The organism is Luteimonas sp. MJ250, from assembly GCF_039548455.1.
Taxonomy (GTDB): domain Bacteria; phylum Pseudomonadota; class Gammaproteobacteria; order Xanthomonadales; family Xanthomonadaceae; genus Luteimonas.
Genome location: NZ_JBCLVB010000015.1, coordinates 167,997 through 181,544, shown reverse-complemented (window position 1 = coordinate 181,544; position 13,548 = coordinate 167,997). Strand labels below are relative to the sequence as shown.

Annotated in this window: 12 protein-coding genes and 1 pseudogene; 4 read left to right on the top strand and 9 right to left on the bottom strand. The window is 69.7% G+C overall.

Annotated elements, in window-relative coordinates:
* Positions 1–61: 61 nt before the first annotated feature.
* Positions 62–2,014 (bottom strand): molecular chaperone HtpG, encoded by a 1,953-nt coding sequence (gene htpG, locus WCE37_RS13415; protein WP_343279796.1) that lies wholly within the window; start codon positions 2,012–2,014, stop codon positions 62–64.
* Between the two features lie 236 nt (positions 2,015–2,250).
* Here htpG and WCE37_RS13410 point away from each other — a divergent pair, with 236 nt between their 5' ends.
* Positions 2,251–5,706, top strand: a complete 3,456-nt coding sequence (locus WCE37_RS13410; RefSeq protein WP_343279795.1) for an amidohydrolase family protein — start codon at positions 2,251–2,253, stop codon at positions 5,704–5,706.
* Between the two features lie 183 nt (positions 5,707–5,889).
* On the opposite strand, the gene WCE37_RS13405 is transcribed toward WCE37_RS13410, so the two are convergent.
* The gene (locus WCE37_RS13405; protein WP_343279794.1) at positions 5,890–7,788 is read right to left on the bottom strand and encodes a DUF885 domain-containing protein; all 1,899 of its coding nucleotides are present in this window, start codon (positions 7,786–7,788) and stop codon (positions 5,890–5,892) included.
* A 174-nt stretch (positions 7,789–7,962) separates the two neighbouring features.
* On the opposite strand from WCE37_RS13405, the gene folE reads away from it, so the two are divergent.
* Both folE and WCE37_RS13395 read left to right on the top strand, forming a co-directional pair.
* Complete coding sequence (folE, locus tag WCE37_RS13400; RefSeq protein ID WP_343255195.1) at positions 7,963–8,562, top strand: GTP cyclohydrolase I FolE; 600 nt, start codon at positions 7,963–7,965, stop codon at positions 8,560–8,562.
* Between the two features lie 32 nt (positions 8,563–8,594).
* Positions 8,595–8,831, top strand: a complete 237-nt coding sequence (locus WCE37_RS13395) for a hypothetical protein (RefSeq protein WP_343255194.1) — start codon at positions 8,595–8,597, stop codon at positions 8,829–8,831.
* A 9-nt stretch (positions 8,832–8,840) separates the two neighbouring features.
* On the opposite strand, the gene WCE37_RS13390 is transcribed toward WCE37_RS13395, so the two are convergent.
* The 5 genes and pseudogenes from WCE37_RS13390 to WCE37_RS13370 form a co-directional block, all read right to left on the bottom strand.
* Entirely contained in the window at positions 8,841–9,179 is a 339-nt protein-coding gene (locus tag WCE37_RS13390) for a hypothetical protein (protein ID WP_343279793.1), read from the bottom strand.
* A 104-nt stretch (positions 9,180–9,283) separates the two neighbouring features.
* Positions 9,284–9,700 carry a barstar family protein gene (locus WCE37_RS13385; protein ID WP_343279792.1) on the bottom strand — a complete coding sequence of 139 codons (417 nt, stop codon included), beginning with the start codon at positions 9,698–9,700 and terminating at the stop codon, positions 9,284–9,286.
* Positions 9,697–9,972: pseudogene (locus tag WCE37_RS13380) on the bottom strand (ribonuclease domain-containing protein); the annotation flags it as partial. The gene WCE37_RS13385 and the pseudogene WCE37_RS13380, both read right to left, overlap by 4 nt.
* A 148-nt stretch (positions 9,973–10,120) precedes the next feature.
* Positions 10,121–10,465: an I78 family peptidase inhibitor gene (locus WCE37_RS13375; RefSeq protein WP_343279791.1), complete on the bottom strand. Its 345-nt coding sequence runs from the start codon at positions 10,463–10,465 to the stop codon at positions 10,121–10,123.
* Between the two features lie 74 nt (positions 10,466–10,539).
* Complete coding sequence (locus tag WCE37_RS13370; protein ID WP_343279790.1) at positions 10,540–11,025, bottom strand: MgtC/SapB family protein; 486 nt, start codon at positions 11,023–11,025, stop codon at positions 10,540–10,542.
* A gap of 146 nt (positions 11,026–11,171) precedes the next feature.
* Here WCE37_RS13370 and WCE37_RS13365 point away from each other — a divergent pair, with 146 nt between their 5' ends.
* The gene (locus WCE37_RS13365; protein ID WP_343279845.1) at positions 11,172–12,482 is read left to right on the top strand and encodes a lytic murein transglycosylase; all 1,311 of its coding nucleotides are present in this window, start codon (positions 11,172–11,174) and stop codon (positions 12,480–12,482) included.
* A 100-nt stretch (positions 12,483–12,582) separates the two neighbouring features.
* On the opposite strand, the gene WCE37_RS13360 is transcribed toward WCE37_RS13365, so the two are convergent.
* Both WCE37_RS13360 and WCE37_RS13355 read right to left on the bottom strand, forming a co-directional pair.
* Positions 12,583–12,783, bottom strand: coding sequence for a helix-turn-helix transcriptional regulator (locus WCE37_RS13360; protein WP_343279844.1), 201 nt, complete (start codon positions 12,781–12,783; stop codon positions 12,583–12,585).
* A 48-nt stretch (positions 12,784–12,831) separates the two neighbouring features.
* Positions 12,832–13,449, bottom strand: coding sequence for a hypothetical protein (locus tag WCE37_RS13355; RefSeq protein WP_343255189.1), 618 nt, complete (start codon positions 13,447–13,449; stop codon positions 12,832–12,834).
* Between the last annotated feature and the right edge of the window lie 99 nt (positions 13,450–13,548).

Sequence of the window (13,548 nt, the reverse complement as noted above, 5' to 3'; positions counted from 1 at the left end):
AGCGCGTTGGCTGCTCCTCCAACAGGGGAGCAGCCATGGCGTGGGCGTCCAGCTGTTCGTGTCAGTCGACGAGCAGGCGGTTCATGCGCTGCACGAAGGCGGCGGGATCGGGCAGCGGCGCGCCGGCGGCAAGCTCGGCCTGCTCCAGCAGCAGGGTTGCCAGGTCGGTGGCGCGGGCGTCGTCGGCTTCGCCCTGCAGCTTGCGCACCAGCGCGTGCTGCGGGTTGATCTCGAGCGTGGGCTTCTGCTCCGGCACGTCCTGGCCGGCTTCGCGCAGCAGGTGGGCGAGGTGTGGTGCCATCTCCCACTCCGACAGGGCAAGGCAGGACGGCGACTCGGTCAGGCGCGCCGAAACGCGCACGGCCTCGACGCGCTCGCCCAGCAGCGCCTTGATGCGCTCCAGCAAAGGCGCGGCGGCGCCAGCGGCGTCTTCGAGCTTCTTCTTCCCGGCCTCGTCCAGCGGCAGTTCGCCCTTGGCGACGTGCTTCAGTGGCTTGCCATCGAACTCACGCAGGTGGCCAAGCATCCATTCGTCGATGCGGTCGGACATCAGCAGCACTTCGATGCCACGTGCCCGGAAGGCCTCGAGCTGCGGGCTGCCGGCGGCGGCGCGATAGCCGTCGGCGGTGACGTACCAGATCGCGTCCTGGCCCTCCTGCATGCGGCCGATGTAGTCGTCGAGCGAGACGCTGCGCGCATCGCCTTCGCCCCTGGTGGACGCGAAGCGCAGCAGCCTGGCGATGCGCTCGCGGTTGCTGGCGTCTTCCACGATGCCTTCCTTCAGCGTGTTGCCGAAGGCCTTGAGGAAGGCGGCGAACTTTTCCGGCTCGTCGCGCGAGAGGCGCTCGATCATGTCGAGCACGCGCTTCACGCAGGCGCCCTTGATGCGCTCCAGCTGGCGGTTGTGCTGCAGGATCTCGCGGCTGACGTTGAGCGGCAGGTCGTCGGCGTCGACCACGCCGCGCACGAAGCGCAGGTAGTTGGGCAGCAGCTCTTCGGCCGCGTCCATGATGAAGACGCGCTTGATGTAGAGCTTCAGGCCCTTGCGCTCGTCGCGGCCGCCCATCATCAGGTCGAACGGCGGCTGCGCCGGCAGGTACAGCAGGGTGGTGAAGCTCTGGCTGCCCTCGACGCGGTTGTGCGACCAGGCGGCGGCGTTGTTGAAGTCGTGACCGAGCGACTTGTAGAAGTTCTGGTATTCCTCGTCGCTGATCCCGGCCTTGGGGCGGGTCCACAGGGCGGAGGCGTCATTGACGGTTTCCCATGTGGTCGCCGGCGTCGCCGCCTCGTCCTTGCCTTCGTCGGTGGTCTCGGCCGTGTCGGTCGTTGCGCCTGCATCGTCGAGGCTGTCGCCGTCCGCGTCCGCAGCTGCGTCCTTCGGCATCCGGATCGGGAACGCGACGTGGTCGGAGTACTTGTGCACCAGCGAACGCAGGCGCCAGGCATCCAGGAACTCGTCCTCGCCATCCTTCAGGTGCAGCACCACGGTGGTGCCGCGCCCGGGCAGCTCCACGGCGTCCAGCGTGTATTCGCCGCGGCCGTCGCTTTCCCACTTGACGCCGGTCGCATCCGCGGCGCCGGCGCGGCGGGTCAGCACGGTCACGCGGTCGGCGACCACGAAGGCGGAGTAGAAGCCGACGCCGAACTGGCCGATCAGGCGCGCGTCGGCCTTCTGCTCCTGGCCCATGGCCTCGAGGAAGCGGCGGGTGCCGGAGCTGGCGATGCTGCCGATGTTGGCCACCACCTCGTCGCGGTCCATGCCGATGCCGGTGTCATGGATGGTGATCGTGCGCGCGTCCCTGTCCCAGCTGACGTCGATGCGCAGCTCGGGCTGGCCGGCCAGCAGGTCCGGGTTCGCGATCGACTCGAAGCGCAGCTTGTCGCAGGCGTCCGATGCGTTGGAGATCAGCTCGCGCAGGAAGATTTCCTTGTGCGAGTACAGCGAATGCGTGACCAGGTGCAGCACCTGGGCGACTTCGGCTTCGAACTTGCGGGTCTCGGTGGTCGTGGTCATGGCGCGTGTCCTTTGCAAAACGGCAGGCAGGCTGCGGATATGCGTGCCGCGGCGCCGATTTCAAGCGCAATGCGGAGAACGCGGGGCTTGACTCGGCGGGGTGCACGGCAGATCCCGCAGCGTCCGGGGGGGCATTGATCGCCGAAGGAAGCCGGGCCGGACCGGGACTTTCGAGCGATGCCCCGCGCGGGCGCGGCGATTATCGTGGATGGTTTGGCCCAGACGGATATCGCTGCATGACACGCAACGCCCTTGCCCTCGCTCTCGCCGGCGTACTCGCCACCTTCCCCGCGCTGGCCCAGGACCCGCCGCCGGCGCCGCCGGCCCCGGAGCCCTCGCAGCAGCAGGACGACCGCGCTGACACGCAGGACAGCGACCGCAGCGACAACGTCGAGCTTGAGCAGGAGTCGCTTGACGCCGCCGGCGCCAACCAGGCCGACGCGCCGCTGGACAGCGCCCGCGGCCTGCGCAGGGACGCCAAGGGCGACGAGGAAGCGGCCAAATGGAACGTCGAGTCCACCCAGGGCACGCCGAAGACCGTCCGCTTCGAAACCGGCGAAGGCACCTGGATGGACGTCGACGTCTCGCCCGACGGCCGCCAGCTGGTGTTCGCGCTGCTCGGCGATCTCTACCGCATGCCGATCAGCGGCGGCGCCGCCACCCGCGTCACCACCGGCCGCGCCTGGGACGTGCAGCCGCGCTGGTCGCCGGACGGCCGCCGCATCGCCTTCACCTCCGACCGCAGCGGCGGCAACAACATCTGGACCGTCGCCGCCGACGGCAGTGATCCGCGCCAGGTGACCGAAGAGGACTTCCGCCTGCTCAACAACCCGACCTGGACGCCGGACGGGCAGTACATCGTCGCCCGCAAGCACTTCACCTCCACGCGCTCGCTGGGCGCCGGCGAGCTCTGGCTGTACCACGCCGCCGGCACCAGCGGCGGCATCCAGCTGGTGGAAAAGGCCAACGAGCAGCAGGACATCGGCGAGCCGACGGTTTCGCCCGACGGCCGCTACGTCTACTTCTCGCAGGACGTGAGCTCCGGCGGCGCCTTCGACTACAACCGCGACCCGCACGGCGTGATCTATGCCATCAAGCGCTTCGACCGCCAGACCGGCAAGACCGAAACCGTGGTCGCCTCGCCCGGCGGCGCGGTGCGGCCGCAGGTGTCGCCGGACGGAAAGACCCTGGCCTTCGTCAAGCGCGTGCGCGACGCCAGCGTGCTGCACCGCATGGACATCGCCAGCGGCGAGGTGCGCCCGGTCTGGGACGGGCTGAGCCATGACCAGCAGGAGGCCTGGGCGATCTTCGGGCCCTACAGCGGCTTCAACTGGACGCCGGACTCGAAGTCGGTGGTGGTCTGGGCGCAGGGCGGCTTCTGGCGCGTGGACATGGCCAGCGGCGCGGCATCGAAGATTCCGTTCACCGCCGAGGTGGAACAGGTGGTGTCCGAGCCGCTGCGCTTCGCGCAGACCCTGCCCGAAGGCCGCTTCAACCCGCGCATGATCCGCGACGTGGCCACCTCGGCCGACGGCGGCAGCCTGGTCTTCCACGCGCTGGGCCAGCTGTGGCGCAAGCCGCTGCCGGGCGGCACGCCGGTGCGCCTGACCGGCAACCGCGATGTCTACGAATACCAGCCCAGCTTCAGCGCCGACGGCCGCCAGCTGCTGTACACGACCTGGTCCGACACGGGCCTGGGCGCGATCCACGTGCGCAGCGCCGGCGGCACCGCCGAGGGCCGCAAGCTGACCCAGGAGCCCGGCTTCTACTACCACCCGCGCTTTTCGCCGGATGGCAGGAACGTGGTCTACAGCCGCAGCAGCGGCGGTGGCCTGACCGGCAGCCTGTGGTCGGGCGAGCGCGGCATCCACGTGGTACCCGTGGGCGGCGGCAAGCCGGTGCGCGTGGCCGAAACCGGGCAGTCGCCGCAGTTCAACCATGACGGCACGCGCGTGCTGTACCTGGCCGGCAACGGCATGGAGAAGAAGCTGATGTCGGTGGGCCTGCACGGTGAGGAGCCGCGCGCGGTGTTCGACCTCAAGTACGTCGACTCGGTACAGGTGAGCCCGGATGGCAAGTGGGTGGCGTTCACCGAACTCTTCAATGCCTATGTCGCGCCGATGCCGGAAAGCGGCCGCAGCATCGCGCTCGACCGCAAGACCAAGGCCGTGCCCGTGCGCGCGATCAGTGCCGATGTCGGCAGCTACCTGCACTGGGCGGCGGACTCGAAGTCGCTGCACTGGATGGTGGGCGACCGCTACCACTCGCGCCGCCTGGACCAGACCTTCGACTTCCTGCCCGGCGCGCCTGCGGAAATCGCGAAGCCGGCACCGGGCGGCGGGATCAGCGTGGGCCTGGAAGCGCCGGTGTACGCGCCGCGCGACGTGGTGGCCTTCACCAATGCGCGCATCGTGACCATGCGCGATGCCGAGGACACGCAGGAAGTGATCGAGGGCGGCACGATCGTGGTCGATGGCAACACCATCACCGCCATCGGTGCGGCGGGTTCGGTGCAGGTGCCCTCGGGTGCGCGCGTGGTCGACGTGGCCGGCAAGACCATCATCCCCGGCATCATCGACGTGCATGCGCATGCCTCGAACTTCGGCCAGGGCGTGGTGCCGCAGCAGAACTGGGCCTACTACGCCAACCTCGCCTTCGGCATCACCACGCTGCACGACCCGTCGGCGACCAGCGAGTTCGTCTACTCCCAGTCCGAGCTGCTGCAGGCCGGGCGCATGGTCGGCCCGCGCATGTTCTCCACCGGCACGATCCTCTATGGCGCCGATGGCGGCTTCAAGGCCGAGATCGATTCCCTGGATGACGCCCGCAGCCACCTGCGCCGCATGCAGGCGCACGGCGCGTTCTCGGTGAAGAGCTACAACCAGCCGCGCCGCGCGCAGCGCCAGCAGGTCAACCAGGCCGCGCGCGAGCTCGGCATGCTGGTGGTGGAGGAAGGTGGTTCGACCTTCCACCACAACATGACGATGATCCTCGACGGCGCCACCGGCATCGAGCACAACCTGCCGATCGCACCGCTGTATTCGGACGTGGTCAACCTGTGGAAGGAAACCGACGTGCGCAACACGCCCACCCTGGTGGTGAGCTACGGCGGGCTGTCGGGCGAGTACTGGTTCTATGCGCGCGACAACGTCTGGGAAGACGCCAAGCTCAACCGCTTCTTCCCGCGCGAGACGCTGGACGCGCGTTCGATCCGCCGCGAGACCGCGCCGGACTGGGACTACCACCACATCGACGTGGCGAAGGCGCTGAAGACGCTGCGCGACGCCGGGGTCAAGGTGCAGGTCGGTGGGCACGGCCAGCTGCAGGGCATGGCCACGCACTGGGAGACCTGGATGCTGACCCAGGGCGGCTTCAGCAACTTCGAAGCGCTGCGCGCGGCCACCACCGATGGTGCCGACTACCTCGGCATGTCATCGCAGCTGGGCTCGCTGGAGGTCGGCAAGCGCGCGGACCTGGTGGTGCTCGACGGCAATCCGCTGGAGAACATCCGCCATACCGCCGACACGCGCTACGTGATGGTCGATGGCCGCCTCTTCGACGTGGCCGCGGACATGGCCGAGATCGGCAACCAGGCGGTGCCGGCACCGACGTTCTACTGGCAGCACCATGGGCATGGGCAGACGTTCGGGGAGACCTTCGGGCCGACGTCGATGTGCCATGGGGTGCATTGATCGCGCAGGGCTTTTTGCCACGGATTTGCGCGGATTGGCCGCGGATCCGCGTGGATCAGGCGGGTGAAAAGATCGGAGCCGCTGCGGCGGTGAGGTGATGTGCGAAGGGCCCGGAGATCCGGGCCCTTCTTTTTTTAGGACCGCCCCCATGGGGGTCGCTTCAGTCCAGCTCGGGGAAAGGAATCAGGCCTGCTTCCGGGAGGCGATCCAGCGGTCGACGCGCTGTTCCAGCAGGTCGAGCGGCATGGCGCCGCCGCCGAGGATGGCGTCGTGGAAGCCGCGGATGTCGAAGGCCTCGCCCAGTTCGGATTCGGCCTTCTTCCGCAGTTCCTGCATGCGGATCATGCCGATCTTGTAGGCCGTGGCCTGGCCCGGGAACACCAGGTAGCGCTGGATCTCGGAGCGGATGGCCGCGTCGGGCACCGAGCTGTTCTCGCGGAAGTAGGCCACCGCCTGCTCCTCGGTCCAGCCCTTGGCATGCATGCCGGTGTCGACCACCAGGCGGATCGCGCGCCACATTTCCGACATCAGGCGGCCGTACTCGGAATACGGATCCTGGTAGGTGTCCGGCATTTCCTTGGCCAGCCACTCCGAGTACAGACCCCAGCCTTCGTTGTAGGCGGTGTCGAAGCTCTGGGTGCGGAAGGTCGGAACCCCGGTCAGCTCCTGCGCGATCGAGATCTGCATGTGATGGCCGGGCAGGCCCTCGTGGTAGGCGATCACCTCGAGCTCGGTCTTCGGCATGGCGTTCATGTCGGAGAGGTGCGCGTAGTACACGCCCGGTCGCGAACCATCGGGCGAGGCCGGGTTGTAGTGCTGGGCGGCGCCGTCCTGCTCGCGGAAGGCCTCAACGCGCTTCACCACCAGGTCGGCCTTGGGCAGCAGGCCGAAGTACTTCGGCAGGTGCTGCTTGATGTTGTCGATCGCCTTCGTCGCGTCGTCGATATAGGCCTGGCGGCCGGCGTCGGTGTTCGGGTACAGGCGCGCCGGGTCGGCCTGCACGTGCCTGAAGAAGGCCTGCAGATCGCCTTCGAAGCCGATCTCCGCCTGCACCTTCTCCAGCTCGCCGCGCAGGCGCGCGACCTCGGACAGGCCGAGCTCGTGGATCTCGTCGGCCGTCATGTCGGTGGAGGTGTTCTCGCGCAGCTGGTAGGCGTAGTAGGCGGCGCCGTTGGGATGGGTCTGGCCGACGCCGGTCGGGTTCCCGGCCGCCTTGGGCAGCTCTTCTGCGGCGAGCGCGAGGATGCGCTCATAGGCCGGCTTCACCTCGTCCACCAGGGCCTTGCGCGCCTCTTCCTTGAGCTCGGCGGCACGCTCGGCGGTGATCTTGCCGGACGCCGCCAGCGCGTCGGCCTTGGCGCGGGCGTCGGCCCAGAAGGCGCTGTCGGGGCCATCGTCGAAAGGTGCGCCGGCGATGATCTTTCGCGACTGGTCGGCCACGCCCTCCCAGGCGAACTTCGGCGGGCGGATGCCCTGCGCCGCCGACGCGCGGGTGCGTTCAAGCAGGATGTCGAAGGTTGCCGGCAGCGCGCGCAGGCGCGCCACGTAGGCCAGGAAATCGGACTCGTCGTCGACCTTGTGGAAATTGATCATGAAGGTCGGCGCCATGCTGTGCATGCCGTTCATCTGGTCGAAGGAGTAGCCGTCCAGCAGGAAAGGCATGCCGTCGCGCGCACTTTCGTACTGCTTCTTCCACAGGTTCCAGGACAGCTGCGCCTCGGGCTCCAGGCGGTCGTAGTCGAACTGCGCCTCCATCTCCTCCACCGAGGCCTCCATCCACTCCAGCTGCCTGCGGATCCCGGCCTCGGAGACATCGTCGATCCGGTCGTAGAGCTCCTTGCGACCGAGGAAGGTCAGCTGGATCGGGCTGAACTGCAGCTGCTCCTCGTACTTCTCCTCGAACCAGGCGTTGAGGCGCGCGGTCTCGGCTTCCGGGTCGGCCGCCGTGGCCCTGGTGGCGGCCGTGGTCGCCGGGTCGCCGGCGGGCGCGGCGGTGCCGGGGTCGTTGCAGGCGGCCAGGCCAAGGGGAAGGACCAGCGCGAGGGCGATGGCGAGGGGCGAGCGGGCGGAAGCAGTGCGCATCTGGGGCTCTCCGGAGGGAGGGTTGGCGAGGATCCCGGCCCGGGGGCACGGTCGTGGCCCGACTTTCCCATGAATGGGGATGCCGGGTCAGGCCCATTGGCCCGGGCGCGCCCGTCCTGGCCCGTGTCCGCGGCGCGGTACCATGGCGGTTTCCAGGCGACAGGAAGCAGGGCGATGGCCAATCCGGACGATCAGCGCAACGGCGTGGGCCGCGACGAGGCCGAGGCCGCCGTCCGTACCTTGCTGCGCTGGGCCGGCGACGATCCCGCGCGCGAAGGCCTGCTGGACACGCCCAAGCGGGTGGCCAAGGCCTACGGCGACTGGTTCAGCGGCTATGCCGACGATCCGCGCGAATACCTCGAGCGCACCTTCGAAGAGGTCGCCGGCTACGACGAGATGATCGTGCTGCGCGACATCGAGTTCGAGAGCCACTGCGAGCACCACATGGCGCCGATCATCGGCCGCGCCCACGTCGGCTACCTGCCCGAGGGCAAGGTGGTGGGCATCAGCAAGCTCGCGCGCGTGGTCGACGCCTATGCCCGCCGCTTCCAGGTGCAGGAAAAGATGACCGCGCAGATCGCCGCGGTCATCCAGGACGTGCTCAAGCCGCGCGGGGTGGGCGTGGTGGTCGAAGCCAGCCACGAGTGCATGACCACCCGCGGCGTGCACAAGCGCGGCGTCAGCATGGTGACCTCGAAGATGCTGGGCGGTTTCCGCGACGACGCGCGCACGCGCTCGGAGTTCCTCCGCTTCATCGGCGATCCGCGCGCCTGAACCACAGACCCACCCACAGAGAGGAGAGTCCCATGCGTGCGATGCGCTTCACCCTTGCCGCCTGCGCCGTGGCGCTGGTCAGTGCCTGCGCGGCGACGCCCGAGTTCTTCGACACCAACGCCGCGGTCGATGCCAACCCGCTGTGCGTCGGCGCCAGCGACCGCCCCGGCGAACCGGTCTCGCGCGACTGCCTTCGCGAGAGCGGCGGCCGGATCAGCAGCGACCGCCCCAGCCAGCCGGTCGACTTCCGCAAGGGCGACGACGACTGACGCCGCGGCTCAGCCAGTCGGCGGCTCGCTGGCCATTGGCGAATCCACCGGCGGTGGGGGCCGCTGGGTTTCGTCGATCGGCGGTACCGTGGGATCAATCGGCGGCGTGGCGGGGTCTACCGGCGGCAGGCTGGGATCCACCGGTGGCGGCAGTGCCGGGTCGATGGTGGTCGGCGCCGGGGCGGGCGCGGCATCGTCGACCGGCAGCGCACCGGGATCGGTGCGCTCCGCGGGCGCGTCCTGTGCCGAAGGCAGATCATCCACCGGGGTGTAGGCCTGGCTCGGGTCGCTGCAGGCCGCGAGAGAGAGCGCCAATGCGGCGCCGGTGATCGGGAAGAGTCGCTTCATCGCAGAGGGTCCACGGTCAGGGCTCGCGGCCGAGTATCCGCGCGTGGACGTATGTGGGGCGTCCTTTTTTCGCTAAGTCCGCGTGCAGGGCAGGTGTACGCCGGTCACGGCGTCGACACCGGCAGCAGCACCCAGAACGGCACGCCCGCGCGGGCGTGGCTGCGGGCCGCCTCGTCGAGGATGTCGAGCAGGGTGGCGAAGTCGTCCGCGGCGCCCTCGCGCAGGCCGGCGCAGTGATCCAGCAGCAGCAGGTAGCCCGGCGCCGGCAGCCAGGACAGGTCGCCGAGGCTGTCCGCCAGCGCGTCCCAGTTGCCGCCGAAGGTCGGCGGGAAGTCGAGCGCGGCGGCAAGTTCATCGAGCACGGCGGCCTTGTCGTCGGCGAACTCGAGGTCGGCCGCACGCACCGTGAAGTCCAGCGAGGTGGCCGATTCCACCAGCGCGGCACGATCGTGGATATCGACGAAGTAGGCCGCCGCCTGGCTGGCATCGGCCAGCATCGCGCCAAGCTCCACTGCGTTCATGGCCGGTCCCCGCGGTCGAAGGCGCGGAAGCTGCGGTAGTGATCCGCCGTGTAGTACCACTCCGCGGGCGGGTCGCCGCCGGTGACGATGCGGCGCGCGCCGCGGTCGCGCGAGCCCGGGGTGGCGACGGTGAATTCGCGGTAATGGCCGCGCGGACGCTGCGGCAGCAGGCGTTCCCGGTTCTGGAACACGCCGCCGTCCTGGCGATGCGGATACGGCCCGCCGCGGTCGATCAGGGCCAGGGTGGCATGGGCCTCCGCCGGCAGGAAGGCGAGTGCCGGTCCGGTGCTGGAACCCGCCGGCAGCGGCGGACCGTCCCGGCGTTCCAGCAGCTGCCACATGCCGACCAGCAACAGCGCCGCGACCAGCCAGGTCCAGCTTCGCGGCGCGCGTTTCCCCCGGCTGCGGCCTGCCATCGGTCTAGCCGCAGCTGACCTTGGTGATGCGCCCGTCGTCGTCGACCTCGATATTGAGGCGTCCGGCGCGGTAGTCCATGGTCACCGCCATGCCCGGTCGGATGACGCGAACGCCGCGGGCCCCTGTGGCCGCCTTGGCGCGCTCGCCCACGGCTTCGTCCAGCATCTGGCCGACGTATTGCTCGGCCGCCTTGGCGTCACAGCTGCCGCCAAGCCCGCCATCGACGATCTTCGGGGGTGCACCGTTCACGGGCGCGGGCTCGCGTGCGGGCGAGCAGGCGACCACGGCGAAGGCCAGTGGCGCGGCCAGCAGCACGGCAAAGTGGCGAGCGGAGTGGAAGCGGGACATATGCGGCTCCTCGGGGTCATGGCGCGATCATGCCGCATGCGCGGCGGGGGTGCTGGGTGGGTACGGCTGCGCCGTCATGAGCGGTCGTCCCCGGGTTCGTCGGTGCCCAGCCGTGACTCCACCCGGCGGAACACCGCCAGCACCACCACGCACAGCAGCGAAGCACCCAGCGCCAGCAGATAGTTGCCGAGCCCGGCGGCGATCCCGATCGCGGCCGCCATCAGCAGCGAGCTGGCGGTGGTCAGGCCGCGCACCTGCTGGTCGCCGCGCGCGCGCAGGATGGCACCGGCACCGACGAAGCCGACCGCGGCCACCACCGACTCGATCAGGCGGCCGGGGTCGATGCGCAGCAGGTCGCGGTACTGCTCCTGGGTGAAGTGTTCGGCGACGACATCGCCCAGGCCGACGATGAGCGCCGCGGCGCCGGCGATCATCATGTGCGTGCGCAGGCCGGCGGCGTGGCGGCCCAGCTCGCGCTCGATGCCGAGCACGCCGCCGAGCGCCATCGCCGCGGCGACCCGCGCCAGGATCCAAAGCTCGGTGTTCTGAAAGAGGTCCATCGTGTTTCCCTGTCGTCCGGTCCGCGATGACAGCGCAGCGGCGGTCTGCCGGCCGTGAAGTCGCCTGTTCATCGCGCGTGACGCCAGCGCTCGCGGGGCGTGCCTACAATCCCGCGGGTCGAACACGGAGTTTCCGGATGCGCCTGATGCCCCCGCTTGCCACGCTGATCCTGGCCCTGCCAGCCGCCGCCGCGATGGCGCAGGCGCAGGCACCCTCGCCGCCCGTCGCGCCCGTCGCGCCCGTCGCGCCCGTCGCGCAGGTCGCGCAAGCGCCGGCGGTCCAGCCGGGGCCGACGGCTGCCGAACTCGCCACGTACGGCACCTGCATGGCCAGGCTGCGCGGCACCGCCGCGGGCAAAGGCGTGGATGCCGGCAGCTTCGACCGCCTGACCGCCGCGCTGGCGCCGGACATGAGCGTGCTGCCGCTGCTCGACCAGCAGCCCGAGTTCAGCACGCCGATCTGGGACTACCTGGCCGCGCTGGTCGACCAGCAGCGCATCGACGACGGCCGCGCCATGCTCGCCGCGCACGCAGCGACGCTTGCGCGCGCGCAGGCGGAATACGGCGTGGACCCGGCCACGGTGGTGGCGGTGTGGGGCGTGGAGAGCGACTACGGCCGGAGTTTCGGCAAGCGCCCGCTGCTGGTCTCGCTGTCCACGCTGTCCTGCTTCGGGCGGCGGCAGCCGTTCTTCCAGGGCGAGCTGATCGCCACGCTGCAGCTGCTGGCCAACGGCGACCTGGTCGATCCAGGCATCACCGGATCCTGGGCGGGCGCGTTCGGGCACACGCAGTTCATGCCCAGCACCTACCAGCGCATCGCCGTGGATTTCGACGGTGACGGCCGCCGCGACCTGGTGGGCAGCATCCCGGATGCGCTGGGATCCACGGCCAACTACCTGAAGCGCTCCGGCTGGCGCACGGGCGAGCCCTGGGGCTACGAGGTGCAGCTGCCGCAAGGCTTCAATGCCGCGCAGGCGGGTCGGACAAGTCGCAAGCCGCTGTCGGAATGGGTGAAGCAGGGGGTCAGGCGCGTGGATGGAAGCGCCGTGGGTGGAGTGTCGGCGGACGCGCGCGCCGCTGTGATCCTGCCTGCCGGCGCCAAGGGTCCGGCATTCCTGGTGTTCAAGAACTTCGACGCGATCTATTCCTACAACGCGGCGGAGAGCTATGCCCTTGCCATCGCCCATCTGGCTGATCGTCTGCGCGGCGGCGGCGCCTTTGCCACCGCCTGGCCCACCGATGACCCCGGCATCGGACGTGCCGAGCGCCGCGAGCTGCAGGAACTTCTGCTGGCGCGCGGCCATGCGATCGGCGAGGCGGACGGCATGGTCGGCACGCTGACCCGGCGGGCAATTGCCGCCGAGCAGGCGCGACTGGGCTTCACGCCAGCCGACGGGCGCGCAGGGCTGCGCATACTGACGGCGCTGCGGGCTGAAAAGACGCCCGCCGCACAGTAAGCACGCGACGGCCCCCGCGACGACCATGCAGGGCCGCAGCTGCTTCTGCGGCGGCCGCGCGCGGACAGGCGCCAACTGCCCTGGCGGCGCTCACGGCGCTTCACGGCGTCTTCCAGCGGAACACATCCTCCACGCCCACGCCGAGCGCGCGCGCCAGCCGGAACGCCAGTTCCAGCGACGGTGCATAGCGGCCCGCCTCCAGCGCGATGATGGTCTGCCGGGTCACCTGGCAGGCATCGGCCAGCTGCTGCTGGGTCATTCCGGCGCGCTCCAGGCGCAGGCGCCGGATGTCGTTTTCCAGCGGAGTGCCGGTCATCGCGTCAGCACCCCGCCAATGACGGCAGCGGCATCAGCGGCGGTCCCGCCAGTAGGTGAGCGCGATCGCCGCAGCCTCGACCAGCCAGCCGATCATCAGCACGAAAACCAGGATGTTGCCGATCGCGAAGTGCGTGGCCCACTGCAGCTTGTGCTCCGGCGACAGGCCCAGCGTTACCGCGAGGGAGATCACCCCGACCACGAGCGCGCCGCGACCCCAGGCGGCGCCGCGTGTTTCGATCTCGCGGTCGCGTTCGTCCTCCTGCACGCGATCCTTCCAGCGCGAGGCCATGAGCCGCGACAGCACGGTCCACGCCACCAGCAGCAGCACGAGATTGGTCGCCACGCGCCGCGCCGCCGCGCGGTCATCACCGCTGAACGCCTCGGCGTGCAGGACGAAGTAGAGGGTGGCCACCAGCATGAAGGCGAAGCCGATCCAGGCCTTCCACTCACCGGGTGAGGCGCCTTGCTCGAACTCGCCGCGCGGAATTGACGAGGCGGTGTACAGCGCCACCCACGTACAGCCGATCAGCAGGGTCATGCCCAGACCGCCGATGTCGTGACCGAACACACGTCCGCTGCCCAGCAGCAACCACAGGCCGGTGCCCGCCACGGCCAGCAGTCCGATCCACCCCCAGCGCCCGATCGTCACGACAGTTCTCCCTTGGCTTGATGTAAACAAGTTTTTACATTGCGATGGGGTCATGTCAAGTATTTTTTACATGTGGACGACGGGAGCCCGGCCCATGCG

Bases quoted from the DNA above. Each gene is read 5' to 3' on its own strand.
- WCE37_RS13390 (WP_343279793.1), bottom strand. From the start codon at position 9,179: ATGAAGCGACTCTTCCCGATCACCGGCGCCGCATTGGCGCTCTCTCTC.
- folE (WP_343255195.1), top strand. From the start codon at position 7,963: ATGGCCAATCCGGACGATCAGCGCAACGGCGTGGGCCGCGACGAGGCC.
- WCE37_RS13370 (WP_343279790.1), bottom strand. From the start codon at position 11,025: ATGGACCTCTTTCAGAACACCGAGCTTTGGATCCTGGCGCGGGTCGCC.
- WCE37_RS13410 (WP_343279795.1), top strand. From the start codon at position 2,251: ATGACACGCAACGCCCTTGCCCTCGCTCTCGCCGGCGTACTCGCCACC.
- WCE37_RS13365 (WP_343279845.1), top strand. From the start codon at position 11,172: ATGCCCCCGCTTGCCACGCTGATCCTGGCCCTGCCAGCCGCCGCCGCG.
- WCE37_RS13395 (WP_343255194.1), top strand. From the start codon at position 8,595: ATGCGTGCGATGCGCTTCACCCTTGCCGCCTGCGCCGTGGCGCTGGTC.
- htpG (WP_343279796.1), bottom strand. From the start codon at position 2,014: ATGACCACGACCACCGAGACCCGCAAGTTCGAAGCCGAAGTCGCCCAG.
- WCE37_RS13375 (WP_343279791.1), bottom strand. From the start codon at position 10,465: ATGTCCCGCTTCCACTCCGCTCGCCACTTTGCCGTGCTGCTGGCCGCG.
- WCE37_RS13405 (WP_343279794.1), bottom strand. From the start codon at position 7,788: ATGCGCACTGCTTCCGCCCGCTCGCCCCTCGCCATCGCCCTCGCGCTG.
- WCE37_RS13385 (WP_343279792.1), bottom strand. From the start codon at position 9,700: ATGAACGCAGTGGAGCTTGGCGCGATGCTGGCCGATGCCAGCCAGGCG.